22 protein-coding genes are annotated in these 22,923 nt (G+C 69.0%); 11 read left to right on the top strand and 11 right to left on the bottom strand.

Features of this window, described 5'->3' with window-relative positions; translation table 11 throughout:
- Positions 1-150: 150 nt before the first annotated feature.
- The 4 genes from ACRWNM_RS24845 to ACRWNM_RS24830 are packed head-to-tail and all read right to left on the bottom strand — an operon-like array spanning position 151 to position 1,803.
- Complete coding sequence (locus tag ACRWNM_RS24845) at positions 151-1,005, bottom strand: class I SAM-dependent methyltransferase (RefSeq protein WP_431970494.1); 855 nt, start codon at positions 1,003-1,005, stop codon at positions 151-153.
- A gap of 5 nt (positions 1,006-1,010) precedes the next feature.
- Positions 1,011-1,352: a VOC family protein gene (locus tag ACRWNM_RS24840; protein ID WP_431970493.1), complete on the bottom strand. Its 342-nt coding sequence runs from the start codon at positions 1,350-1,352 to the stop codon at positions 1,011-1,013.
- Positions 1,349-1,525: a CopG family transcriptional regulator gene (locus tag ACRWNM_RS24835; RefSeq protein ID WP_431970492.1), complete on the bottom strand. Its 177-nt coding sequence runs from the start codon at positions 1,523-1,525 to the stop codon at positions 1,349-1,351. The genes ACRWNM_RS24840 and ACRWNM_RS24835 overlap by 4 nt, the downstream gene beginning before the upstream one ends.
- Before the next feature lie 50 nt (positions 1,526-1,575).
- Positions 1,576-1,803, bottom strand: coding sequence for a hypothetical protein (locus tag ACRWNM_RS24830; RefSeq protein WP_431970491.1), 228 nt, complete (start codon positions 1,801-1,803; stop codon positions 1,576-1,578).
- A gap of 224 nt (positions 1,804-2,027) precedes the next feature.
- Between ACRWNM_RS24830 and ACRWNM_RS24825 the strand changes: the two genes are divergently transcribed.
- The 3 genes from ACRWNM_RS24825 (at position 2,028) to ACRWNM_RS24815 (ending at position 5,845) form a co-directional block, all read left to right on the top strand.
- Complete coding sequence (locus tag ACRWNM_RS24825) at positions 2,028-2,312, top strand: hypothetical protein (RefSeq protein ID WP_431970490.1); 285 nt, start codon at positions 2,028-2,030, stop codon at positions 2,310-2,312.
- Between the two features lie 20 nt (positions 2,313-2,332).
- Entirely contained in the window at positions 2,333-5,068 is a 2,736-nt protein-coding gene (locus tag ACRWNM_RS24820; RefSeq protein WP_431970489.1) for a helix-turn-helix transcriptional regulator, read from the top strand.
- Positions 5,069-5,179: 111 nt separating this feature from the next.
- Complete coding sequence (locus tag ACRWNM_RS24815) at positions 5,180-5,845, top strand: hypothetical protein (protein ID WP_431970488.1); 666 nt, start codon at positions 5,180-5,182, stop codon at positions 5,843-5,845.
- Positions 5,846-5,920: 75 nt separating this feature from the next.
- On the opposite strand, the gene ACRWNM_RS24810 is transcribed toward ACRWNM_RS24815, so the two are convergent.
- The 3 genes from ACRWNM_RS24810 to ACRWNM_RS24800 all read right to left on the bottom strand — a co-directional run bounded on the left by ACRWNM_RS24810 (position 5,921) and on the right by ACRWNM_RS24800 (position 10,163).
- Positions 5,921-6,442, bottom strand: coding sequence for a RipA family octameric membrane protein (locus ACRWNM_RS24810; RefSeq protein WP_431970487.1), 522 nt, complete (start codon positions 6,440-6,442; stop codon positions 5,921-5,923).
- 118 nt (positions 6,443-6,560) lie between these two features.
- A complete protein-coding gene (locus ACRWNM_RS24805; RefSeq protein ID WP_431970486.1) occupies positions 6,561-9,383 on the bottom strand; it encodes a TIR domain-containing protein in 2,823 nt (940 codons plus the stop codon).
- Between the two features lie 261 nt (positions 9,384-9,644).
- Positions 9,645-10,163, bottom strand: a complete 519-nt coding sequence (locus ACRWNM_RS24800) for a hypothetical protein (RefSeq protein WP_431970485.1) — start codon at positions 10,161-10,163, stop codon at positions 9,645-9,647.
- Positions 10,164-10,540: 377 nt separating this feature from the next.
- On the opposite strand from ACRWNM_RS24800, the gene ACRWNM_RS24795 reads away from it, so the two are divergent.
- Positions 10,541-11,089, top strand: coding sequence for a hypothetical protein (locus ACRWNM_RS24795; protein WP_431970484.1), 549 nt, complete (start codon positions 10,541-10,543; stop codon positions 11,087-11,089).
- A 215-nt stretch (positions 11,090-11,304) separates the two neighbouring features.
- Positions 11,305-11,787: a hypothetical protein gene (locus tag ACRWNM_RS24790; protein ID WP_431970483.1), complete on the top strand. Its 483-nt coding sequence runs from the start codon at positions 11,305-11,307 to the stop codon at positions 11,785-11,787.
- Between the two features lie 309 nt (positions 11,788-12,096).
- On the opposite strand, the gene ACRWNM_RS24785 is transcribed toward ACRWNM_RS24790, so the two are convergent.
- Complete coding sequence (locus ACRWNM_RS24785) at positions 12,097-12,762, bottom strand: SRPBCC family protein (protein WP_431970482.1); 666 nt, start codon at positions 12,760-12,762, stop codon at positions 12,097-12,099.
- A 146-nt stretch (positions 12,763-12,908) separates the two neighbouring features.
- Between ACRWNM_RS24785 and ACRWNM_RS24780 the strand changes: the two genes are divergently transcribed.
- The 6 genes from ACRWNM_RS24780 (at position 12,909) to ACRWNM_RS24755 (ending at position 19,864) form a co-directional block, all read left to right on the top strand.
- Positions 12,909-13,556, top strand: a complete 648-nt coding sequence (locus tag ACRWNM_RS24780; RefSeq protein ID WP_431970481.1) for a TetR/AcrR family transcriptional regulator — start codon at positions 12,909-12,911, stop codon at positions 13,554-13,556.
- Between the two features lie 230 nt (positions 13,557-13,786).
- Positions 13,787-14,224 (top strand): hypothetical protein, encoded by a 438-nt coding sequence (locus ACRWNM_RS24775; RefSeq protein ID WP_431970480.1) that lies wholly within the window; start codon positions 13,787-13,789, stop codon positions 14,222-14,224.
- A 120-nt stretch (positions 14,225-14,344) separates the two neighbouring features.
- A complete protein-coding gene (locus ACRWNM_RS24770; protein WP_431970625.1) occupies positions 14,345-17,059 on the top strand; it encodes an AAA family ATPase in 2,715 nt (904 codons plus the stop codon).
- Between the two features lie 174 nt (positions 17,060-17,233).
- Positions 17,234-18,280 (top strand): alpha/beta fold hydrolase, encoded by a 1,047-nt coding sequence (locus ACRWNM_RS24765; protein ID WP_431970479.1) that lies wholly within the window; start codon positions 17,234-17,236, stop codon positions 18,278-18,280.
- 241 nt (positions 18,281-18,521) lie between these two features.
- Positions 18,522-18,950, top strand: a complete 429-nt coding sequence (locus ACRWNM_RS24760) for a hypothetical protein (protein WP_431970478.1) — start codon at positions 18,522-18,524, stop codon at positions 18,948-18,950.
- Positions 18,950-19,864 (top strand): alpha/beta fold hydrolase, encoded by a 915-nt coding sequence (locus ACRWNM_RS24755; protein ID WP_431970477.1) that lies wholly within the window; start codon positions 18,950-18,952, stop codon positions 19,862-19,864. Before ACRWNM_RS24760 ends, ACRWNM_RS24755 begins: the two co-directional genes overlap by 1 nt.
- 159 nt (positions 19,865-20,023) lie before the next feature.
- Here ACRWNM_RS24755 and ACRWNM_RS24750 read toward each other — a convergent pair whose 3' ends face one another.
- The 3 genes from ACRWNM_RS24750 to ACRWNM_RS24740 are packed head-to-tail and all read right to left on the bottom strand — an operon-like array spanning position 20,024 to position 22,824.
- Complete coding sequence (locus ACRWNM_RS24750; protein WP_431970476.1) at positions 20,024-21,469, bottom strand: dihydrolipoyl dehydrogenase family protein; 1,446 nt, start codon at positions 21,467-21,469, stop codon at positions 20,024-20,026.
- Positions 21,470-21,492: 23 nt separating this feature from the next.
- Positions 21,493-21,939 carry a VOC family protein gene (locus tag ACRWNM_RS24745; RefSeq protein WP_431970475.1) on the bottom strand — a complete coding sequence of 149 codons (447 nt, stop codon included), beginning with the start codon at positions 21,937-21,939 and terminating at the stop codon, positions 21,493-21,495.
- Positions 21,940-21,972: 33 nt separating this feature from the next.
- The gene (locus ACRWNM_RS24740) at positions 21,973-22,824 is read right to left on the bottom strand and encodes an alpha/beta fold hydrolase (protein ID WP_431970474.1); all 852 of its coding nucleotides are present in this window, start codon (positions 22,822-22,824) and stop codon (positions 21,973-21,975) included.
- Positions 22,825-22,923: the final 99 nt, after the last annotated feature.

The following is a 22,923-nucleotide window of genomic DNA, read 5'->3' as shown; positions in this document are numbered from 1 at the left end:
TCGATCACCGAGTGGCGTGCACCGGCCGCCGCTCGGCGCTGCCGCGGTCAGGGCCGTCGCTCTCGACACTGCAGCGCTCCGCGGCGACGAGGTCTTGTCCCGGGCACGCGCTCTACTGCATCGCTCCACAATGCGCGCGGCTCCGGGACATCAGCAGGTTGCCACCAGGATCTGCTCCGATTCCGCGGGCCGCAGACCGTCGGCGCGGTCGGCGAAGTAGCGGCGCGTCAGCTCTTCGGACGAAATATGCTGGGCGGCAGGGAAACCCGCTTCCTCGGCGAGCGACACGACCTCGTCGGGGCGGAAGAAGCTGATGAACGGAGTGCCCGAGGCGCGGGCGCCCTGTTCGGCGAACCGGCGCATCTGCTGTTCGCCGGAGCCGACGAGTTCGAACGGCAGCATGAATGTCATGGCCAGGGTGGACCCGGGCGCGAGTGTCGAAATCTGACGCAGGGTGGCGATATTCGCCTCTCTCGTGAGGTACATCGAGACGCCGGTGGACGCCACGACCGCGGGCCTGCTCGGATCGAAACCGGCGGCCAGCAGACGCTCCCACCACGAGTCCACCTCGAAATCGACGGGTACCAGCCGCAACTGGTCCGTGAGGTCGAACCCGAGCTCGGCGAGGCGTTGGCGCTTCCACGCCTGCGGGCCGGGCTGGTCGACCTCGAACACCGTCAACCGCGCGGCCGACTCGGGCCTGCGCTGGGCGAAGGTGTCCAGTCCTGCGCCGAGCAGGACGTACTGATCCACGCCCTGGCCGACCTGTTCGGCGAGCAGATCCTCGACGAAGCGAGCGCGGGACACCATGCCCGCGCGCATCGGGCCGGTGGTCTGCGGATCCATATCCGGGCGCTGCTCCCAGCCGTCCTCGGGCCCCGCGAGCCGCAGCCCGATCTCGTCGTCGAAAACATGCGGGGCCGCATCGATCCGCACGTGCAGCGCCCGCCACAGCGCGGTCCGGATCGCGGTCTGATCCGGGGCGATCGTCAGCTCGTTCGGCATCGCGCTCACTCCTTGCCCGGTGCCTGTAGATTCCACTGCCGCCCGTCCGGGTCGCGGACGGTCATCTCCTGGGTCCCGTAGTGGGTCTGCTCGAATTCGGTGACGATCTCGACATCGCCGCCGGGGCGGCTCTGCGTGTCGGCGACCTTCATGACCAGCAGTGTCCGCGGATCCTGGGTCGGCGGGACCTCGGCCACGAAGACGGATGGGCCGTCACCGTTGCGAAACTGACCCGAACCGTGGCCGGTCTCGAACTCGACCTCGAATCCCAGCTCCTGCAGAAACCTGGCCTGCTTGCCCCAATTGTGGGTCTCCAGGAACACGGCATCGATGCCCTCGGTCCTCATTGCTGATCCTCTCCTGATGGTGACTGCGGGTGGGTGTCGCCGAGGTACGCGCGCAGCGCGGCGGCAACAAGCGCCGACAACGACATTCCCGACTCGATCGCCTGCAATTTGACCTGCTTGATCAGCCCGATCGGCAGATAGACGTTGAACTGCTTCACATCCTCGTCGCCCACGAGAGGATGCTAGCACGCTAGCTTGCTAGCATGCTAGCTCGAGCTTCCGATCAGAGTGACCGGTGGTCGGTCGTCGCGGATCTCCGGAGACCGACGCGGTTCAGCACCTGCACCACGATCGGCGCCGCGACGGCCGCCAAGACAGTGGCGACCACCTGCGCGAGCGCCGTGCTCATGAGGCAGCCGTCGCCGTAGCTTCGAGCGAGCCTGCCGGATTCTTCCGCGGCCCCTCTCGCGCGGGCGGCCGCTTCGGCTCCGTCCCAATGGGGAGATGTCATGGCGGTGAAGTCCTTTCGAGATCGGTGTCACCGACACTGTGACGCTATCGACCCGGAGGACGCGTCGAATCCGCCGAAATACTCAGCCTCGCTGCTCATTCCGTCGTTCCCGCGGGGCGCCGAATGAGTAGTGCCATTGAGTAGTTCGGCCGATGTCACCGAAACGTCGGCGCTCGTAGCGTTCGGTGCGTCAACACCGTGAGTTCGCGAAAGGCGGAGAAGCTATGCCATACATTCACATCACCCATGCCCCTGGCGCCGGTTTGACGGAATACCGTGCCGTGGTCGAAGCGCTCGGCCCGGAACCGGTGACGGGGAACCTGCTGCACATCGTCGGGGAATCCGACGGCGTCCTGCACGTGGTCGATGTCTGGGATTCGTCGGTGTCGGCCGATCGGTACGCGGCCGAGAGACTGTTCCCGGCGTTCGAGAAGGCCGGAGTGCGGCTGGGTCCCGATACGCGATGGGAGGTCTTCGACACCGAAATCATCCGGGGCACAATGGATTGACCCGGTGGAGGAGGCGGCGAGTGACATCCGGATTGATCGGTCGTGACCGCGAGCTCGCCGATCTGCTCCGCAGCCTGGACGGGGCGGTCGGCGGAATCCCGCAGCTGGTGACGTGCTCCGGTGAGGCGGGCATCGGCAAGACCAGGCTGATGACGGAGCTCGCCGGACGCGCGCGCAGCAGGGGCATACGCACCCTCTGGTCGAGAGCGATGGAATTGCCCGACGCGCCGCCCTTCCGGCTGTGGCAACCGGTGCTCGGCGACGGCTTCGGCGATGAACCGATCTCCGGCCGTGCGGCATTGTTCGAGAGGTTCGCGGCACGGCTCGATTCCGACGGGACCCCGACACTGTTCGTCATCGATGATGTGCAATGGGCCGACGAACCCTCGCTGCTCGGCCTGTTGCACGTGGTGCGTCAGCTGCGGACACAGCGAATCCTGGTGTGTGTCACCGAGCGCGACACCCTCGCCGACGCGGCGCCGGGCTGGCGAGTGATCAAACCGGAGCTGCTGAGGGAGGCAGCGGCCCGCACGATCCACCTCGCCGGCCTCACTTCGACAGCGGCCGCGGCGTGTCTCGCGGCGGAGGCGGGGCAGCCGGTGCCGGACGAGCTCGCCGCGCGCGTCCATGCGGCAACCGGCGGAAATCCGTTCTACCTGAGAGAATTCGGCCGCGCGTTCCGGGACGGCGCGGACCGCCGGCTGCCCGTGCCCGCCACCCTGCGGCAGGTGATCCAGGGCCGAGTGGCGCGGTCGTCACCCCGGGCGCAGGAGTTCCTGCGCGCCGCCTCGATCATGGGCGACCAGTTCGCGATCGCCGTCGTCGCCCGCCTGATCGGGCGACCGGCAGCCGAATGCCTGTCCGCCGTGGACGAGGCCGCCGCAACCGGGTTGTTGACCACCACGACCGAGCCCGGCTCGATGCGATTCGGGCACGCACTGGTCAAGGAGGCGTTGCGGGAGGGGCTGCCGCTACAACAGCGCGTGGTATGGCACACGCGTGCGGCGAACGCCATCGAGGCGTTGTATCCCGATGCGCTGGACGCGTTTTCGGCAGCGCTGGCATGGCACTACGCGGAGGCGGCGATCGCCGGAGATCGCGAGCCCGCCCGGCGGTGGGCGCTTCGCGCGGGCGATCTGGCGTTGCGTGAACTGGCTTTCGAGGAGGCCGTCCGGCTGTACGGGCTCGCGGTGGCCAATGCCGACGACGCGCCGCCCGGCAAGCGGAGCCGGATGCTGCTTGCCCGGGCCACGGCAAGCCAGCGGGCCGGTGATCTGGCCGCGGCGCGCGCCGATTGCTCGGCGGCCGTGGCCCTGGCCCGCCGCACGAACGACGCGACGTTGTCCGCCGAGTGCGCACTGGTCCTCGAACCGATCGGAGATCGGTTGTGGGACCGTGACATTCACGCGTGGTGCGCCGAGGCGCTGGCGGGCGATGTCCCCGACCTGCTGCGGGCACGACTGCTGGCCCGCCTCACCGAGGCTGCCGTCTATCTCGGGCAACTCGATGAAGTAGCCGAAACCAGCGGTGCGGCAATGGCTCTCGCCGCCACAGTGGCGGACGACGAAACCAGGGTGGCGGCGCTGCGCGCGCGTCAGCTCGCCTGCACCGGGCCGGAACATCGCGACGAGTACGCCGTCCTCGCCGCCGAGATGGTGTCCGCCGGTGTCCGCACGGGCGACGCCGCGGCCGAGATGTGGGGCCACCTGTGGACCATCGACAGCCTCTGGGCGCGCGGAGCGATCACCGGCATCGCGACCGAACTGTCCCGGCTGCGCTGGTGCGTGCGGCACACCGGCGGCCCGATGGCGAACTGGCATCTCTTGATCGCCGAGGCCGCGCTCGCCCAAGGGCGTGGTGATCTCGCGGAAGCGACACGCCTCGGCGAGGAGGCATACCGGCTGGCAGAGTCGGTCGCCCACCCGGCGGGCGAAGGCGCCTACCGCGCATTGCTCACGGTGATCGGCCATCACGGCGGCCAGTCCGACGTCTCGTGCACGCCGCCTCCGCCGCGCATGAGCGGCGAGGTGCGCAACGCATTGTTCGCGGCACTGGGCATGGCGTTTCCGCTGGTGGAACTCGGCCGGCTGCACGAAGGCGAATCGTTGTACCGCAGCCTCGGGCCTCCGCAGAAGTGGGAGATCCCGCCCTATTTCCTGCTGGATGCCCTGGTGACCGGAGGTGCGGTCGCCAGCAGGCTCGGGGCTGTCGACGATATCCGGTATTTCGCCGACCGCCTCGGCGAGCATCGCGGATTCCACGTGGCGGGCACCGGTGGAAGCGGTCACTACCTCGGACCGGTCGAATTGTGGCTGGGTAAGTTCGCTGCCGCGCTGGGTGACGCCGACTCCGCCGCAGCCGACCTGCGCAGCGCGGGACGGATCTGCCGTGACATCGGCGCCCGGTGCTTCGCGGTCGAGGCCGACTGCGAGCTCGCCGAACTGGTCGTGGCGGACGCACCCGAGGAAGCTCTGGCTTTGGCGAAAAGAGCTCTGCCCCTCGCGGAGAGCTGCGGCATGGCGCCGTGGGCGCAGCGCCTGCGAACGATCATCGGCGTGTACGCGCAGTCGACGACACTGTCACCCCGCGAGCTCGAGGTCGCCGAACTGGTCGCCACCGGCGCGACCAACCGCGACATCGCGCGCATCCTGATCATCTCCGAACGGACGGCACAGAACCACGTCCAGCACATCCTTACCAAGCTCGGCGTCAACAACCGCAGTCAGATCACGGCCTGGATGCGCCGGTCCGGCTGACAGCCGCACTTTCCTGCGGGAATCCTACTTCGGGCGGGTCTTGCACCGTGGAGTTCGCCGCGCCGCCCGGCAGCTGCCCGGTCTGTCGGGGCGCGCCGATAGTCTGCCGGGATGGTCAGTCCCGATTCGGCGCTGCGTCGTGTGCTGCGTGAGACAGGAAAGTTGCTACAGCCGTATGGGTTTCATGGTTCGGATCCGGTGTGGGTGCGGATCGAGCCGGGTGGTGTCGCCTCCGTCGGCCGCACCCGGGTGACCCGCACGTGGACCGGTGGACAGCAAGTCCTCGCATTCGGGCTGGAGCTGAACGCCACGCCGACGGCTTGGTGGGAATTCTGCAACTGGCGCGACGCTCGGCTGGGTCTGCCGCCGACGCCGCTGGAGAAGGCCGCGGGCCCGGACCTGCTCACCTCCCATCGTCTGCCGGACGAGCTGACCGCGCTGTGGTCGGTGCGACTCGACCCGGAGCAACCGGGTCAGCACGTCCTGCAAGCCGATATCGATGCCATTCGCACCGAGTTGCCCCGCCGCGTACACGCTTACGCGCGCCGCGCATTGCAGCTGGTGGAGCCGGATCGGTACCTGGATGAGCTGCTGGATCGGCCGGACAAGGGGATCGGGGAGTGGGAGGTGATCGTGGTTCTGCTCGCCGATCGTGGTTCGGGGCCCCAACTCGATGACGCGATACGCCGGCTCCGAGTGTGCTTGTCGGAGCATGATGCGGCGGCCTACGAAGAGAACGTCATCGCGTACGCGCAGACCAGGGCCGCGCTGGTCTGAAGGCATCGAGGTCGTCGGAACCCGGGTGGTTACTGTTTCCGATTCGGTCCCGAGATGCTTGGGACAGAGCCGGATTCAGGTGAAAACGAGGGCCAGGAACCCGGAGGTGTAGGCGAGCGCGAAGAGGATGGGGATCCACTCCTCGATGTGCGAGAGGGGCCAGTACCGTGCTCGGTCCTTTCCTTCACCCAGCGCCCACCATTCGGCACGCCAGAAGGGGGAGGCGGGGAGTCGTTCCTCCAGGGCGCCGACGACCTGGTACTTGGCACTGTTGAGGAGCCGGTAGCTGCGGACCAGGTAGAACCACGCGAAACACTGGCCGAGGATCGCGGCCAAGGGGATCGCCAGCCACCAGACCTTGTCGTTCGGCGGGGCTTTCCCGAAGGCGGCCGTGAAGGTGAAGATGCCGGTGTTGAGTGTCAGGAAGAAGGAGTTCGCCAGGCCGCGCCTAGCGCTCACCCGGTCGGCCATCTCGACGCAGAGCCGGTACTGTTCGAGCACCGCACTCTCGAAGGTGGCGGTGCGGTTGTCGGAGTCTTCCGGTGCGTCGTTCCAGAGTCGGGTGCGAAGCTCGGATCGCTGATCGTCGTGGTGCACCGCCGACCTCCTCGTGTCGTTCTGGGCGTCCGGCTCGATCCGTCTCTTCCGGAGGCGTGGCCGGTAGGTGCGGACTCCGCTTCGGCGCCGAACTGCTTGGTTTGCAAAGGCTTTGGATTCAGCTGGCATAACGGCACGTCATCTTCCAGCCGGATGGCACGTAGGTCTGTACTTGGGCTCGGGTCACGAACGGAGTGGCGAGTTCGCACGCCTTGTTCGCGTCCCAGGGGCGGTCCCACAGTCGCACGGTGTGATCGGCGCCGGCGGTGGCCAGCCGCATGCCATCCGGGCTGAACGCCACCGCGTACACGGCGGCGGTGTGGCCGGTGAGTGGGGGACCGATCGGCCTACCGGTAGTCGGGTCCCACAACCGCACGGTGTTGTCCGAGCCTGCGGTGGCCGACAAGGTATCGGACGGGGCGAACGCGACGTTGTTCACCCCGTCGGTGTGGCCGATGAGCGGCGGACCTGTGGGTTGTCCGTCGGTCGCGTTCCACAGCCGCACGGTGTGGTCGGTGTCGGCGGTGGCCAGCCGGGTGCCGTCGTGGCTGAACGCCACCGCGGAGACCCCGCCGGTGTGGTCGATGAGTGGTCCGTCGACCGGCTTGCCGGTGGCCGGGTCCCACAGCCGCACGGGATGGTCGTCGAAGAGTCCTGCGGTGACCAGTCGGGAACCGTCTGGGCTGAACGCCAACGAGTACACCGGACCGGTGTGGCCGGTGAGCGGCGCACCGATAGGCCGTCCGCCGGTGGGATCCCACAGCCGCACAGTCCGATCCTGTCCTGCGGTGGCCAACCGCGTGCCGTCCGGGCTGAAGGCCACATCGAGCACCGCCTCGGTGTGGCCGGTGAGCGGAGGGCCGACGGGTTGTCCGGTAACGGGGTCCCACAGTCGCACGGTGTTGTCTGCGCCCGCGGTCGCCAGCCGAGTGCCGTCGGGGCTGAATGCCACCGCAGCTACCGGGCCAGTGTGTCCGGTGAGCGGTGCACCGATCGGCTTGCCGGTGGCCGGGTCCCAGATCCGCACAGCGCCATCCCGGCTGACGGTGGCCAAGCGGGTGTCGTCCGGACTGAACGCCACGTCGAGCACCCCGTCGGTGTGTCCGGTGAGCGGTGCACCGACCGGCGCGCGAGTACTGACGTCCCAAAGCCGCACCGCGTCGTCATCACCGCCGGTGGCCAGCCGAGTGCCTTCCGGGTCGAACGCCACCGCGTTCACCTCGCCGGTGTGGCCGGTGATCGGTTCACCGAGGGAATGACCGGTGGCGAGGTCCCATAGACGGACGGTGGTGTCGTTGCCTGCGGTGGCCAGCCGGGTCCCATCCGGGCTGAATGCCACGGAGTGCACCGTGGCGGTGTGGCCGGTGAGCGGGGTGCCGAGCGGCTGACCGGTGGTGGCGTCCCACAATCGCACGGTGTTGTCTCCACTGGCGGAGGCCAGCACGGCGCTGTCCGGGCTGAACGCCACGTCCGCCACCCAGTCCGTGTGGCCGGTGAGCGCGGGACCGACCTGTCCGCCGGTCGCCGGGTCCCACAACCGCACGGTGTGATCGGCGCCCGCGGTGGCCAAGCGAGTGCCATCCGAGTTGAACGCCACGTCGGACACCGCGTTGGAGTCGCCGACGATCGGTTCACCGACTTGCTGTCCGGTCGCCGGATTCCACAGCCGCACCGTTCCGTCCCAGCTTGCGGAGGCCAGCACTGTGCCGTCCGGGCTGAACGCCACCCCGTTCACCCTGTCGATGTGTCCGGTGAGTGGGGGACCGACCTGCCTGCCGAGGGCGGTGTCCCACAGTCGGACGGTGTTGTCCGCGCCGGCCGTGGCCAGCCGGCTGCCGTCCGGGCTGAAAGCTACCGAGTACACCCGCTCTTGGTCGCCGGTGAGTGGGTCGCCGACCGGCGCGCCGGTCGCCGGATCCCACAGTCGCACAGTGCCATCCATGCTCGCGGAGGCCAGCCGGGTTCCGTCCGGGCTGAACGTCACGTCGTTCACCCAGTCGGTGTGGCCGGTGAGCGGTGCGGCGGCTTGCTGCCCGGGGGCCTTGCCGAAGGCGATGCGGGCGTTGACCAGTGCGCTGGTGGCCTGCCACAGCGGGGCCGGCGTCGCTCGGCTGCTCTCGGCGGCAAGCGCGAGTGCGAGCCCGGCGTTGCCGGGCGCGGCATCGCGGGAGGCCGCGGCCAGGGCGAGAGCGACCGCCTCGTTGCGTTGTCGTTCCGCCTCGTGCTGCTGGTGGATCGCTTCCCGCCGTTGATCGAGCGCGATGGTCGCGGCGGCGAGGGCGATGACGGTCAGCAGGGCCAATCCGGTGACAGCGGCACGACGCAACCGCCGGAAGCGACGTTGCTCACGCAGGTCTTCGCTGGCCAGTTCGTATTTGGGCTTGCCGTGGACGGGGGCGGCCAGATCGATGACCTTCTCCCGGAACATCGGTGCGCGCGGGTCCCACGGCGCATCGTCGGTGACGTCGACGTAGAACGGTTCGGTCGTCAGGACACCCGGTCGTGTCAGCACCGGCAGGGCCACGTCGGATCGGTCCGGGTCGAACCGCCCGGTCTTCTCGTCCCAGATCAGGCGTCCTCCGGTGACGACGAACAGCAGGTTGTCCGATCCGCGGCGCGCCAGCCAGTGCGCGACTTCCTTGTCGACCCAGCCCGAGGCGGCCGCGTGCGGGGAGAGGACGACGACCAGGAACCGGGCCCGGTCCATCGCTTCGGCGACCTTGCCCCACAGGTCGGGACTGGCGGTGAGGTCGGTAGCGTCGCGAAACACACGCAGTGCGTGCAGGTGGCCCATGCGCCGGCCGATGCGGTGCAGGCCTTTCTGAATTCCGGCGGCGACCGGTCGATCGCGGTGGGTATAGGAGATGAAGGCGTCGTAGTCGAACGACGCCCCCTGTCCGCGAGCCGGCTGCTCCAGAGCAGCGGCAGGCTGTGCGCACATGGAAGATCTCCCGAGCCGAGACGTATGGGGCTGCGATATGCGAGCCTGAACGATACGAATGCGGATGTCGCGGGTAGTTCACTACTCGGGTTTACGGCAGGTCGAGAACCTCCCCGTGACCAGCAGTGCGGCGGACCCAGCGCGCACCGCGCCTGGGCGGCCGCCGCCTAGGCGCGGTGCGCGGACAAGCTGGAATCCCATGCCGATCCGATCGCCGATCATCGCCAGGTCGTCAGCCACCGGATCAGCCGTCGGACGGGCTCAGGGGAGGACGTTCGGAATGAGCTCCGGAGCCTGCTCCGCCACTGCCGATCCGATGAACGAGCCCGCGTAGTAACCGGCGTAGGTGCCGACCACGCCGCCGATCACACCGCCTGCGACGACTCCGATCGGTACGGCCGAACCACCCGTCGGCCCGGCGAGAGGCGTGGCGAGCGCGGCTCCGACGGTGCCGCCGAGCACCGCTCCGGTCACGCCTCCGATCACCTGGCCCGCGGTCTGGCCGATGTAGGTGCCGTTCTCGTTCGGGCTCGCGATCGCCGTCGCGTGAGCGACCGGTGCGGCCTGGGGGAGCGGCTCTACCGCCGAGGGCTCGACACTTTCGGCCACCGGATTCGATACGGCCGAGCTCGGAACGAAGTGGGCTGGGATCGCCGCCGGTGACTGGGTCGCGTATACGAGCGTGGCGGTGTCGGGCGCGTGCTCGACAGCCTGCGCGGGGGCGGCGTGCGCCGTAGTGACACCCAGATCGCCGAGGCTGACGGCAGCAGGCAGCGCCATCGCAACCGGTATTCCGCGCAGAACTTTGCTGCGCCTGCTCATCGCACGATGCCGACCGGCCATGTGTCTCCGCCTCTCCGTGAAAACGTCTGCTGTCGTCCGGGTATCGGCGGCCGCTTGCGGGGCACAACAGGAATGTGACCGGGTTCGCGCCCTGTCGCCGCGGCTATGGGTCGTTGGCCGGGCCGCTTCGCTCCGCGACCCAGGCCGCGATCTGGGCGCGTGAGGTGGCGCGGGAGCCTGCGAAGGCGTTGCGGGTGAACAGAAGTCGTGATCGGCATCGACAAGTTGCGGTCGAGCTGCGAAGAACGTCCGGGCGTGGGAGTTTATGATCTCGAAATCCGGGCGGCCACAACAGGACTGCCCTACATGCCTGCTTGGAGAACGCATTGAACAGCCCGTACTCGCCTGTTGCGGAGCTCAACCTGCTGATGGAGTTGCAGGAGAGACTCGGCTACGAGAATTACGCCGACGGTTTCGGCCTGACCGACTTCGGAGACCTCTCGGGCCTGGTGGCGGGCTGGTCGAAGGATCCGGAGTTCACCGACCGGCTGATTCCCTTCGCGCAGGCCAACGGTTCCGGTTCGTTCTACGCGCTGTGGCGTTTCGACGACCGAGACGATCCGGCGACGCTGCCCGTCGTCGTCTTCGGAGACGAGGGCGGGCAGCATGTCGTCGCCCGTCATCTGCGGGAGTTGTTTCAGCTCCTCGGCTTCGACTCGGAGATACGAGTCGATTGGGACGAGGTGTACTTCTACCGCGAGGAGGACGAGGAGTACAGCGACGGGCACGACGAGTTCGTGACGTGGCTCGACGAGCACTTCGGCCTGCCGGTGGCGGAGGACCCCGCGGCCGTTCTCGCGGCGGCGCAGGCGGGGCTGGGGGAGCGGTTCACCGAGTGGGCAAGGCCGTTCCTGGAGCACTGATGTCCAGCCGACCGGCGAGCCGCAAGTCTGGGCGGGTCGATGCCGTGAATATCGCACGCCGGGCTGTTTACTGGCAGGTGCTCGTTACCGCTCCGTGCCGAATGCGCAGGCAGCGCGGTGAATGCGGCCGTCGGCAACGCTGATCCGATCATGTCATCGATCGTCACGGCGTCACCGGCACGGATGCGGGCCGGAATCGACTGTGAGGAGGGCTAGTGACGAATAACGTGGTTCGCCGGGCTGCCGGCGCGGGCGTCAAGCTGGGTGTCGCGGGTACGGTGGCCGGTGCGCTGGTGCTGGGACAGCACACCGTCGCTCACGCCGCGCAGACGACCACGTTCCAGCTTCCGCTGATGAAGTTGACCCAAACATGGGGTATTCCATCGCAATTCAACGTCTACCTGACGGCGACCGTCGGTGACCAACCCGGCGTCACCACCTTCGGCGTCGCCAATCCCAGCCCCTTCGGCGGTGGCAGCATTTTCGACTCCCACGCCCGGATCTACTGGTCGAACACGACGACCGGAGCGTCCGGCATGGTCGACGTGGCGGATCGGGAAACGGCGCAGCGGCCCTGCGACTGCGCCCCGGCGCCGGTGCCGGTGTTCACCGGAGCGGGCGATATCGTCGCGGTCGCGTTCGCGGGCGGCTTCGCCATCAATATCTCCTCGGGCCTCGGTCTCTTCAGGGCTGTGTGAGCCTGGCTGCACGGCGTCGGAACCGCTCGATCCCACCGTCCTCACCGCTATCTGGCATCGCTCGGTGTGGGGTCGAAGCAGCAAGGCTTTCTCTCCGATCGGCCCGGGCGGGCATGGAACTCCGCCCGGGCCGATCGCCGAGTTGCTGTCACCCCGAACGAGTTTCGCCCGGTGGGTGCTGGATTCGCTCGCCGAAGGCTGGGTTTCCGGCAGGCCGGGCCGCGCGCGTCGAGGGCGGTCGGAACCCGATCGGCGAGCGCCATGTGCTGCCGCTGCGTCCATACCGAAATCTGTTGGTGAACAGAGGGTTTACCGACCTTCGGCGGCGGCGCGCAGGTCGGTCAGCCAGGCTTCGAGACCGGCCCCGAGGAACTGGGTGGAGGTCGCTACGTCGGCTTCGACCTGGGCTCCGTTCCAGTTCTCCTCGGTGCGCACGAGGACGCCGCCGTCCACCGGGGTGAAAGTCCAGACGTGGATGCCGTTGTCGATGCCGATCCCGTCGCCGATCGCAGGCCCGCTCCAGCGGATGCAGCGCTGGGGCTCTATCTGCTGAACGGTCGAGGTGATCGTGAGGGTGGTCGCGGGAGTCGTGGCGGTGGCGGGGACGGGGGTGGTCCACCGGAATTGTGAACCGGGCTGCAGTGGACCGGAATCCAGGCGCTTGTTGCTGGTGACGGGCTTCTGCCAGGTCGGCCAGCGTTCCACGTCGGTCTGCAAGTTCCAGATGGTGTCCAGCGGCGCCTTGATCAGGGTCTCGGTGCGGTAGTGGATCGGGGCGGCGGGATCGATGCCTTGTCCCCCGCAGGTCAGCGGAGCCGAGTCCGGCGAGCCGTCGGCGAGGGCCTGTGTGGCGGTGGCGCCGGCGATCGCGGCGGTCAGGGCGATACCGAGCAGGGCGGTTCGTCCACGGCGGCTGCGCGTGGCGCCGGAGGTGGTCTGCGTTTTCGGTGTGCTGGCCGGGCGGGTGTCGGTCATGGTTCTGCTCCTTGTCGGCGGCGGGCGAGGGAGTGTTATTCGGTCTCGCTTAAGTTAGAAGCTATAACAGATCACGGTGAGAGGCAAGAGTCAAAGTGATAGCCTCTAACCAACGTCGGAGAGACACAGTGGGAAAGGGGTGGACCATGACGGACACAGGGGTGCGCAGCCCGCGGGAGCGCTATCGCGCGCAGATGCGTGCGGAGATCAAGCAGTGCGCCTGGGAGCAGATCGCCACGGCGGGAACGTCCGCGCTGTCGCTCAACGCGATCGCCAAGCAGGTGGGCATGAGCGGCCCCGCCCTGTACCGGTACTTCGCGGGCCGCGACGAGTTGATCACCGAACTCATTCGCGACGCCTACCGAAGTCTTGCCGATACCCTCCGCGCGGCCCGAGACTCCGGCGCCGACGTGACCGGGCTGGCCTACGCCCTACGGGAATGGGCCTTGGCCGACCCTCAGCGGTACTTGCTCATCTACGGCACACCGGTTCCCGGCTATCGCGCACCCGACGACACCACCGCGATCTCGAACGAGACCATGACGATGCTGATCGAGGGATTCTCCGCGCTGCCCCTCGACAAGCGGGCGACACCGTTCGACACCCACCTCGAACACCATCGCCGATGGGCCCCCGACGACTCCGTGCCTACCGCGACCCTGCACCGCGCCCTGTCGTTCTGGACCCGAATCCACGGCGTCCTCTCCCTCGAACTCGCCGGGCACTTCACCGGAATGGAGTTCGACCCCGCCCTCCTGTTCGACGACGAACTGAAAACCCTCGTGACCGACTGACCGCGATCCCACTCCCACCGGCTTGTCGCCACCGTGCGGCCGGTCCCGGAGGCGGCGCACGGGAGACACTGGCTCCCTTTTGGTTTCGCGATGAATCTCGTCGAGAATCGGGTCATGACTACTGGGGGATCCGGCGGCAGACCGCGCGGCGTGAGTCTGGATGTCGTTCACTGGCACATCCTTCGAGAGGACGCCAGGTTTGCCGCGGGGTGACGACGCGGGCGACCGCTGTGCTGAGTACGAATGCGCTCGTGGTCGCGGGAACGGCGCTGGCGTTCTCGTCGAGGGGCTCGAAGCCGTTGAGTCCGTGGGTGTTCGCGCTGGCGGTCGGCACGCTGGTGCTCGTCGCGGGCTCGGTCATCTACGCGACGCAAGCATTGGTTCTCTTGCGGCGTCGACCGTTGGGCAAGGTCTTCGCACCGCGCAGCGCGGCGTCCGAGCTCTACAACTATCCCTACATCGGTCGCACCTGGTCGAGCTTCGAAGACTTCCATGCCTCGGTGATGAGCCAGTCGCCGGAGCAGCAGCTCAAAGGGGCGCTCGACGAGCTGTGGCGGACGTCGCACCTCTACCTCTACCGCTACCTGAAGTTCCGCAAGGCCACGTGGTTGTTGCTGGCGTCCATCGGGCTGCTGCTGGCGACCGTACTCTTGGCGGCCGTGTCCTGAGAGATCGCGAGCTTCTCGGCCCTTCGCGCTCGCCGACTGCGGCGGCGCAGATCGACCGGACGGGCTCGAGTAGGGTCGTAGGGCCCGCGATCGAAACGGGCAGGAGAGGGAGTGCGCACCATGCCGCTGTTCGGGCGGGATACCGAGCTGAAGGATCTGGGTGCGCTGGTCGACGGGCCCGAGGATCGCAGTGGGATGCTGATTCGGGGTGCGGCCGGGATCGGGAAGTCGGCACTGGTGGACGAGGCCGTCGCGGCGGCGGCCATCGCGGGGGTGCGGGTGCTGCGGACCGCGGGGGTGGAGGCCGAACAGAACTATGCCTACGCCGGGCTGCATCGACTGCTGTACCCCTTGCGGAAACAGCTGGATGGGCTGCCGCCCCGGCAATACTACTCTCTCGCAACCGCTTTGGGATTGCCGGACGGCGGCGACGAACCCACCGCCTATCTCGTCGGGCTCGCGGCGCTGACGCTGCTGGCCGACGCGGCGGGCGAGCGGCCGCTGTTGATCGTCGCGGAGGATGTGCACTGGCTCGATCCCGCAAGTGCGGAGGTTCTGGCGTTCGTGGCCCGCCGCATCGACCCCGAGCCGATTGCGTTGATCGCCACCCTGCGCGATGGCGTCGACTCGCCACTCGCCGACGCGGGGCTGAGCCTCATGGGGCCCGAACCGCTGTCCGACGACCATGCCGCCGCACTGTTGGACCTGATCGCCCCCGAATTGCCCGCGCAGACCCGTCATCGGCTGCTGGCCGAGGCTCACGGCAACCCGCTGGCGCTCACCGAACTGCCGAGCGCGGTGCGCGACCTCGATGAGCTTCCCGCGACACTGCCGCTGACCGAACGGCTCGAACGCGCCTTCTCAGCGCGCGGCACCACGCTGCCCGCCCCCACCCGGACCGCGCTACTCGTCGCCGCGCTCAACGACAGCGACTCGGTCACCGAAACACTGTCCGCCGCAAGCATTCTCCTCGGCACACAGGCCGGCACCGAGATCTTCACGCCCGCCGTCGAAAACCGGCTGCTGGTACTCGGGCGCGACACCGTCACCTTCCGGCATCCTCTGATGCGATCGGCTTTCACCACGACGGCGACGGCCGACGAGCGTACCCGCGCACACCGCGCGCTCTCCGACGTCCTCGCCGCGCACCCGGATCGGCGCGCCTGGCAGCGGGCCGCGGCCGCGACCGGTCCCGACGAACAGGCGGCACGCGAACTGGAGAACGTCGCCGAACGAGCACGCCACCGCGGCGGCGCCGTCGCGGCATTGGAGCGCGCCGCCGACCTCAGCGGCGGCCCGGGCCTGCGCGCGGACCGGCTGCTGCGTGCGGCCGAACTCGCCGTCGATTCCGGCCGCCGTGATACCGCCGAACGACTCGTCCTCGCCGCACGCGCGCTCCCCACCACGCCGCGGCACGATGCCACCGCGGCCTGGCTGCTCAGCGGATTCGACGACGGAGTCCGCGAAAACCCCTCGCGCATCACCGAGTTGGCGGCACTGGCGGCCGCTGTCGCCGCCGACGGGCATCCGGACGCGGCAATGCGGATCCTGTGGGGTGCGGCCATGCGCTGCTTCTGGTCCGAACCCGGTCCCGACACCCGCCCCGCGTTGCTCGCCGTCGCCGACGAACTCCCCATCGCGGATGACGATCCGCGCCTTGTCGCCGTCTCCGCGTATGTAGCCCCGTTCGAACGCGGCGGACGGGTCATCGACCGCCTGCGCGCCCTGGCCTCGGACACCGGCCGCAACCCCGAGGTGGACCGGTTCCTCGGCAGCGCGGCACTTCAGGTGGGCGCTTTCGATCTCGCCGCGCACTTCTCCGCCGCGGCCGCGCCGGGATTTCGCGCCGCCGGACAGCTCGGACTGCTGCCGCGCGCGCTCACCGTGCAGGCGTGGAGTCTGACCCGGCTCGGCGATCTCGCCGCCGGGGCCCAGGCTGCCGCCGAAGCCGCCGACTTCGCCCGCGAAACCGGTCAGCCCTTCATGCACGGGCTGGCCACCGCCGTCCAGGCCGAAATCGCCGCGCTGCGAGGGGATTACCCGCAGGCCGCGACCCTCGCGAGCGATGCCGAACGAATCGGGCTCGCCGCCGGCGCGCGACCCGTCCTGGCCACCGTCCAACTCGCACGCGGGCTCGCGGCGCTCGGCGAGGGCAGGTACGACGACGCCTTCGCCGATCTGCGCCGCACGCACGATCCGGGGGACCCGTCGCACTCGCCCGCGCTGCGCGCCTATTTCCTGGCCGAACTCACCGACGCGGCGATCCGTGCGGGTCAGGTCGATGCGCTGCGTGAACTGCTGCGCGGCGTGGAGCCTGCCGTGGCGTCTACGCCCTCGCCCGCGTTGCACATCGGATGGCGATACGCACACGCCCTCCTGGCGACCGACACCGCCGAAGCACACTTCACCGACGCGCTCGCGGTGGATCTGGCCGCGTGGCCCGCCGAGCGCGGGCGGCTGCACCTGTCCTACGGCGAATGGCTGCGGCGGCAGCGCCGGGTCGTCGAATCCCGCACCCATTTGCGCACGGCCAGAGAGATTTTCGACGCGCTCGGGTTCACCGCCTGGAGCGAACGAACTCGGCTGGAACTGCGCAGTGCCGGTGAATCCAGCCCGAACCGGGATCCGGACGCCCGCGATCGGCTCACTCCACACGAGCTGAGCATCGCCCGGCTGGCAGCCCAGGGACTGACCAACCGGGAAATCGGGCAGCGGCTGTACCTGTCGCATCGGACCGTCAGCACCCATCTGCATCGCATCTTCCCCAAACTCGGCGTCAGCTCGCGCACCGATCTCGCGGCACTGCTTCCGGCCGACGAGGACACGACCGCCTGATGCGGGCCGACCCGGCGGCGGACCGAAGCGCACGAACAGCCGTTCCACGCCGATGACCGACAGGGAGTACGTCAACCGACGCTCGCAACGGCATTCGCGCGCTACCTAGCGTCATCGGCGTGGCCGGGGCGATTCACCGGCCTTCGCTCATGGACGACACCGGTAGGAGTTGCGATGACCATCAGCAGACGACGACTGTTCGGCGGAGCGCTCGCGGTGAGCGCCGCGAGTGTGGCCGCGACCTCCCTCGCCGCTTGCGCCACCGACCATGCCGCCGCACCCGCGACCACCGCACCGGGCGCGGACCTGCGCGCGGGATCGGGAGCCAACACCACCCTCGGGCCCATCACGCAGATCGACGCCGGTGTGCTGAACGTCGGATACGCCGAATTCGGTCCCCCCACAGGACAACCGGTCCTGCTGCTGCACGGCTGGCCGTACGATCCACACAGTTACGCCGATGTCGGACCGCTGCTCGCCGCGGCGGGCTACCGGGTGATCGTCCCGTACCTGCGCGGCTACGGACCCACCACCTTCCTGTCCGACCGAACCATCCGCAACGGCCAGCAGACGGCCATCGCGCGCGACATCGTCGACCTGATGGACGCCCTGCACATCGACGAGGCAGTCCTCGGCGGATACGACTGGGGCGCAAGGACGGTCGACGTCATCGCTGCGCTGTGGCCGCAGCGCTGCAAAGCCATCGTGTCCGTGAGCGGATATCTGGTCACCCAGATCGCCGCCAACCAGCAACCGCTCCCGCCGGAGGCCGAACTCGGCTGGTGGTACCAGTACTACTTCGCCACGGAGCGCGGACGGCTCGGCTACAGCCGCAACCGCCGCGATTTCAACAAGCTGATCTGGCGGCGGGCCTCGCCGCTGTGGAACTTCGACGACGCCACCTACGACCGCAGCGCCACCGCCTTCGACAATCCCGACCACGTCGACATCGTCGTCCACAACTACCGGTGGCGGCTCGGCCTCGCACCGGGCGAACCGCACTACGACGCCTATGAACGGCAACTCGACGGTGCCACCGTCTCCGTGCCTGCCATTACCGTCAGCAGCGATTTCGACGGCGTGGCCAAGGACGGAAAGGCCTACCGCGGCAAGTTCACCGGCAAATACGAGCATCGCGTCCTGGACGGCATCGGGCACAACGTCCCGCAGGAAGCGCCACACCCGTTCGCCCGGGCCGTCATCGACGCCGACCACCTGTGATTCCCGGCGCAGAGTGTCCGCGCCCCGCACAGAGGCCAGAGCTTCTGCGAGGAGTGCGAACGGCCTGCGCCCATCGTCCTGCTCTCCCGCGTCGCCAGTGCGAGAGGCGATTACGTCAACGCAGCGTCATCTGACGGATTCGCGGGGATACTCCGGAAAGCGATGCTCGATCAGCGTCCGGAACCGTGCAAACGGCTCCGGAATCGCAGACATCCCTCGCTGAAATTCAAGGAGCATTCCCATGGCAACGGTCCGATTCCACCTGCTGTCCACCCTGTCTCCCGCCGAGGTCGTGCAGGTGCTCACCGATTTCGGACCCACCCGGGCCCAGACGTGGCCGACGATCGATGCCGAGCACTTCGTCGTCCACGACCGTGGCGACACCTGGGCCGAGGTCACCGAGGGCACCGCGGCCGCGTGGGAACGCGCCCGCTACCAATGGGATCCGGCCGGTGTCACCGTCACCATCACCACACTGGACTCCAAGCTCTTCGGCGCGGGCGGCGGCTGGGTCTTCCGCGCCACGCCCGGCCAGGGCGGCACCAGGGTCGACGTCGAACTGACCCGCACCCCGCGGACGGTCAAAGGCAAGATCCTCGCGGCGCTGCTGCCCCTGATCGGCCCGTCCTCGCTGCGCAAGTCCTTCGCGGGCCCGCTGAAGGCCGCGTGATGACCGCAGCGCATTCGACCACGCACAACACGCGGCTTTCGCCCGGCGTCCACTCGTTCGACTCCGACGGCGTCCGGCAGCGGTACCACGTCCACGGACGCGGCCCGGTGTGCATCGCTCACCCGGGCGGTCCCGGAATCTTCTGGGAGTACCTGCGGATGCCGGCCCTCGAGCAAAACTTGACGATGGTGTACGTCGAGGCCATCGGCACCGGCGCATCCGGTCGGCTGCCGACGCATCCGCACGGCTACACCCGCGAACGCTACAGTCGCGCCTTGCAACGGCTCATCGAACACCTCGACGTGCCGGAGGTGTATCTGCTCGGCCACTCGCATGGCGCGTTCGTCACCGCCTATCACGCGCTGCACCGGCCGACCGGGCTCGCGGGAATCGTCCTCTACGAGGGCGCGCCGGTGACCGGCCCCGAGCACGCCCTCGAGGCCGCGCGCAGGCTGGAACAGTTCGCTGCCGCGCACGCCGACCGGCCCGAACTGGGCGAGATCCTCGCCGCATTCGGTGCGATGCAAGACATTTCGGATGACGAGCAGACCCTCGCCGTCGCCCGCGGTGTGCTGCCGTCGTACTTCGCCGACTACTGGGGCGACGAGCAGCGCTGGGGGGCCGTGCGGAATGCCATACAGGCGAACTACATTTCGGGCTTGACCGCCGACCGGACCCCCGATCCGATCGACGATCGCGCGGACCTGCCGGGCATGTCCGTGCCGGTCTTGGTGATCGTGGGCCGCCATGACGTCATCTGTGGACCGCGCTGGGCGGAGGAACTGCATCGGCTGATCCCGGATTCACAACTGCTCGTCCTCGAAAACAGCGGGCACCTGGGGCATGTGGAGGAACCGGAGCGTTTCGCCGAAGCGGTCTGGGACTTCGTCTCGACGCGCGGACGGCGAGAATGAACGCAGCGCGACCCGCCGATCCCCATACGGATCGGCGGGTGCGCGTGGCTGTCCTCTTCGCTGGCCCGGTAGCACTGTGGCTATGGGCGGAGGCTGCGGTCCTGCACGGCAGCGGCCCGGCGGCCGGGGAGTTCACTGACGATGGTGGCCTCGTAGGCCTCACTGGTCTCGATAGGTTTCGAGCAGCCGCAGCCAGACCTCGCCGATGGTGGGGAACGAGGGCACCGCGTGCCAGAGCCGATCGAGGGGGATCTCGCCGCTGATCGCGATAGTCGCCGAATGCAGGAGTTCGGCGACGCCCGCCCCGGCGAAGGTGGCCCCGACGATCACGCGGCGCTCGGGATCGATGAGGACGCGCGCCTGCCCTCGATAGGACGGATCGTGCTGAATCGCGCCCGCGACCCGGCCGATGTCGTAGTCGACGACGTCGACCACCCGTCCGGCACGGGCGGCGTCCTCGGTGGTGAGGCCGACGGCCGCGATTTCCGGGTCGGTGAAAACGACCTGCGGCACGGCGAGCAGATCGGCGGTACCCCCGTGCCGTCCCCACGGGCCGGTGTCGAGGGCCAGCCCGCGCGCCCGGTCCGCGATGACCGCACCGGCGATGCGTGCCTGGTACTTGCCCTGATGGGTGAGCAGCGCACGGTGATTGACGTCGCCGACGGCGTACAGCCAGTCACCCTCGACCCCGGTCACGGTGAAGGTGTCGTCGGTGGCGAGCCACTGCCCCGGAGCCAGACCGACGGTCTCGAGTCCGATGTCGTCGGTGCGGGGTGCGCGCCCGGTCGCGAGCAGGAGTTCGTCGGCGACGAGCCGGTCGCCGTCGCCGAGGGTGAGGTGGATGCCGTCGTCCGGTCCGCCCGCGCGCTCGGCGGCGGTGATGGTGGTGCCGAATCGCAGGTCGACGCCGGCTTCCCGGAGACGCTCGGCGACCAGGTCGGCGGCGAAGACTTCGACGCGGGGGAGCAGCCGGGGTTCGCGGGCGATGAGCGTGACCCGCGCGCCGAGCGCCTGCCACGCGGTCGCCATTTCGGTGGCGACCACCCCCGCGCCGAGGATGGCCAGTCGGCCCGGCACTTCGCGGGCGCTGGTGGCTTCGCGGCTCGTCCACGGACGCACGGTGTCGAGACCGGGGAGCGGCGGGAGGGCGGCGGAACTGCCGGTGCACACCGCGACCGCGTGCCGGGCGGTGAGCCGCACGGTGTCGCCGTCGGGGGTTCGCACCGTCACCTGCCGTGGCCCGGCAATTCTGCCGTGGCCGCGCAGGAGCGCGATCCCGGCGGAGTCGAGCCAGTCGACCTGCCCCTGGTCGTTCCAGTCGGCGGCCATGCGGTCGCGGTGTTTCAGGACGGCGCCGGCGTCCAGCGGTCCGGTGACCGCGGTGTCGACGCCGGGGAATCGTGCGGCTTCGGCGTGCAGCAGGGCCGGGCGCAGCATGGCTTTGCTGGGTTCGCAGGCCCAGTACGAGCATTCGCCGCCGACCAGTTCGGATTCGACGACGACAGTGCTGAGCCCGGCGGCGCTGGTGCGGTCGGCGACGTTCTCGCCGACCGGTCCGGCCCCGATGACGACGACGTCGTAGCTCTGGGTTTCCTTGTCGGACATGGGGTTTGCTTCCGATTGTGGGATCAGCGGCCGGGCGCCCGCCGAGTGACTTCCTGCAGGAACCAGCCGTTGCCGTCGGGGTCGGTGAAGGCGGCGAAGGAGCCGTAGCTGGCGCGATCCGGGTGCGGGCCCGCGACGCGGCCGGCGGTTCCGGCATGGTGGAAGACGCCGGTGGCGTCGCGGAAGGGTCCGTCGACCGTGATGCCGCGTTCGGTCAGTTCGGCGACGGCCTTCTCGATGTCGGTGACGATCAGGTGCAGGCCGTGCAGTGTCCCGGGCGCGGCGGCGGTGACGCCGGTGCCGAAAATGATCGAGCATTCCGACCCGGGCGGGGTGACTTGGACGACCCGGTAGCCGTCGTCCACCGGGAAGTCGGCGTCGAGGCGGAATCCGAGCCGCTCGGTGTAGAACGCTGTGGCACGGTCGACGTCGGCGACGGGCAGGACGACGGCTTCCAGCTTCAAGTCCACGATCGTGTTCTCCTGTTCGGTTTTTCGCGGTGGTCAGTGGGTGGCGCGGGCGGCCTGTTCGATCACGTCGGCGACCACGTCGGGATGTGAGACGGCGACGGAGTGCGAGGCGGCGACCTCGGTGACCTGAGCGTGGGCACGGGCGGCCATGAACCGCTGGGCCGCGACCGGGATGTTCAGGTCTTCGGTGGTGATGACGTCCCAGCTGGGTTTCTCGCTCCAGGCCGCGACGGTGGCCTTCTCCTCCAGGGCCGACTGCGCGATCGGCCGCTGGGCGGCGGCCATCAGCGCGGCGCGGCCGGCGGAGACGTCGGCGGCGAACTGGTCGTGGAACTTGTCCTGCCGGATGTAGAGGTCGGTGCCCGCGCCGCCGTCGGTAGCGGTGAACGGCACCGGGTTCAGCGTGCCGGGCAGGGTGGAGCCCGGGTACTGGCTGGTCAGCCCGAGCGCGGTCTCGCCGGGCGCCGGCAGGAAGGCCGCCACATAGACGAGCCCCTTGACCTGGTCGTTTCCGGCTGCGGCCGCGCTGATGACGGAGCCGCCGTAGGAGTGCCCGACCAGGATCACCGGCCCGCCGACGTTGCTGACGAGCGCCCGCAGCGCAGCGGCGTCCGAGGCGGGACCACGCAACGGATTGGCCACGGCCACCACCGGATAGTGGTCCGCGCGCAGCTTTTCGATCACATCGTTCCAGCTGGACCCATCGGCGAAAGCGCCGTGCACGAGAACGACCGTCGGTTTCGGGGCGTCCTCGGTGGGGCCGGCATGGGTGGTGGTGCTCGCGGTGCACGCGACGGCGAGGCTGCCCGCCGCGACTCCGGCCGCGATCGCGGTGACCGCCTTGGTGATTCGCCGCCGTGGGCGGCCTCGTCCTATGTAGACCATGTGGTTCGTCCTTCGAGCAAGTGTCGTGCGAGTTGTGCGCTCCACTGTCGGTCGCGCGGCGCCCCCGCCACATCCGTCAGCTGACGCTGCGCGCGACGT

It is taken from the genome of Nocardia sp. bgisy134 (genome assembly GCF_965341865.1).
GTDB lineage: Bacteria > Actinomycetota > Actinomycetes > Mycobacteriales > Mycobacteriaceae > Nocardia.
This window is presented reverse-complemented; position numbering and strand designations above follow the sequence as displayed.

Coding starts and splice junctions, on each gene's coding strand:
- ACRWNM_RS24770 (WP_431970625.1), top strand. CDS start 14,345: ATGCCGCTGTTCGGGCGGGATACCGAGCTGAAGGATCTGGGTGCGCTG.
- ACRWNM_RS24825 (WP_431970490.1), top strand. CDS start 2,028: ATGCCATACATTCACATCACCCATGCCCCTGGCGCCGGTTTGACGGAA.
- ACRWNM_RS24765 (WP_431970479.1), top strand. CDS start 17,234: ATGACCATCAGCAGACGACGACTGTTCGGCGGAGCGCTCGCGGTGAGC.
- ACRWNM_RS24785 (WP_431970482.1), bottom strand. CDS start 12,762: ATGACCGACACCCGCCCGGCCAGCACACCGAAAACGCAGACCACCTCC.
- ACRWNM_RS24755 (WP_431970477.1), top strand. CDS start 18,950: ATGACCGCAGCGCATTCGACCACGCACAACACGCGGCTTTCGCCCGGC.
- ACRWNM_RS24845 (WP_431970494.1), bottom strand. CDS start 1,005: ATGCCGAACGAGCTGACGATCGCCCCGGATCAGACCGCGATCCGGACC.
- ACRWNM_RS24740 (WP_431970474.1), bottom strand. CDS start 22,824: ATGGTCTACATAGGACGAGGCCGCCCACGGCGGCGAATCACCAAGGCG.
- ACRWNM_RS24830 (WP_431970491.1), bottom strand. CDS start 1,803: ATGACATCTCCCCATTGGGACGGAGCCGAAGCGGCCGCCCGCGCGAGA.
- ACRWNM_RS24780 (WP_431970481.1), top strand. CDS start 12,909: ATGACGGACACAGGGGTGCGCAGCCCGCGGGAGCGCTATCGCGCGCAG.
- ACRWNM_RS24800 (WP_431970485.1), bottom strand. CDS start 10,163: ATGGCGCTGCCTGCTGCCGTCAGCCTCGGCGATCTGGGTGTCACTACG.
- ACRWNM_RS24840 (WP_431970493.1), bottom strand. CDS start 1,352: ATGAGGACCGAGGGCATCGATGCCGTGTTCCTGGAGACCCACAATTGG.
- ACRWNM_RS24750 (WP_431970476.1), bottom strand. CDS start 21,469: ATGTCCGACAAGGAAACCCAGAGCTACGACGTCGTCGTCATCGGGGCC.
- ACRWNM_RS24805 (WP_431970486.1), bottom strand. CDS start 9,383: ATGTGCGCACAGCCTGCCGCTGCTCTGGAGCAGCCGGCTCGCGGACAG.
- ACRWNM_RS24815 (WP_431970488.1), top strand. CDS start 5,180: ATGGTCAGTCCCGATTCGGCGCTGCGTCGTGTGCTGCGTGAGACAGGA.
- ACRWNM_RS24760 (WP_431970478.1), top strand. CDS start 18,522: ATGGCAACGGTCCGATTCCACCTGCTGTCCACCCTGTCTCCCGCCGAG.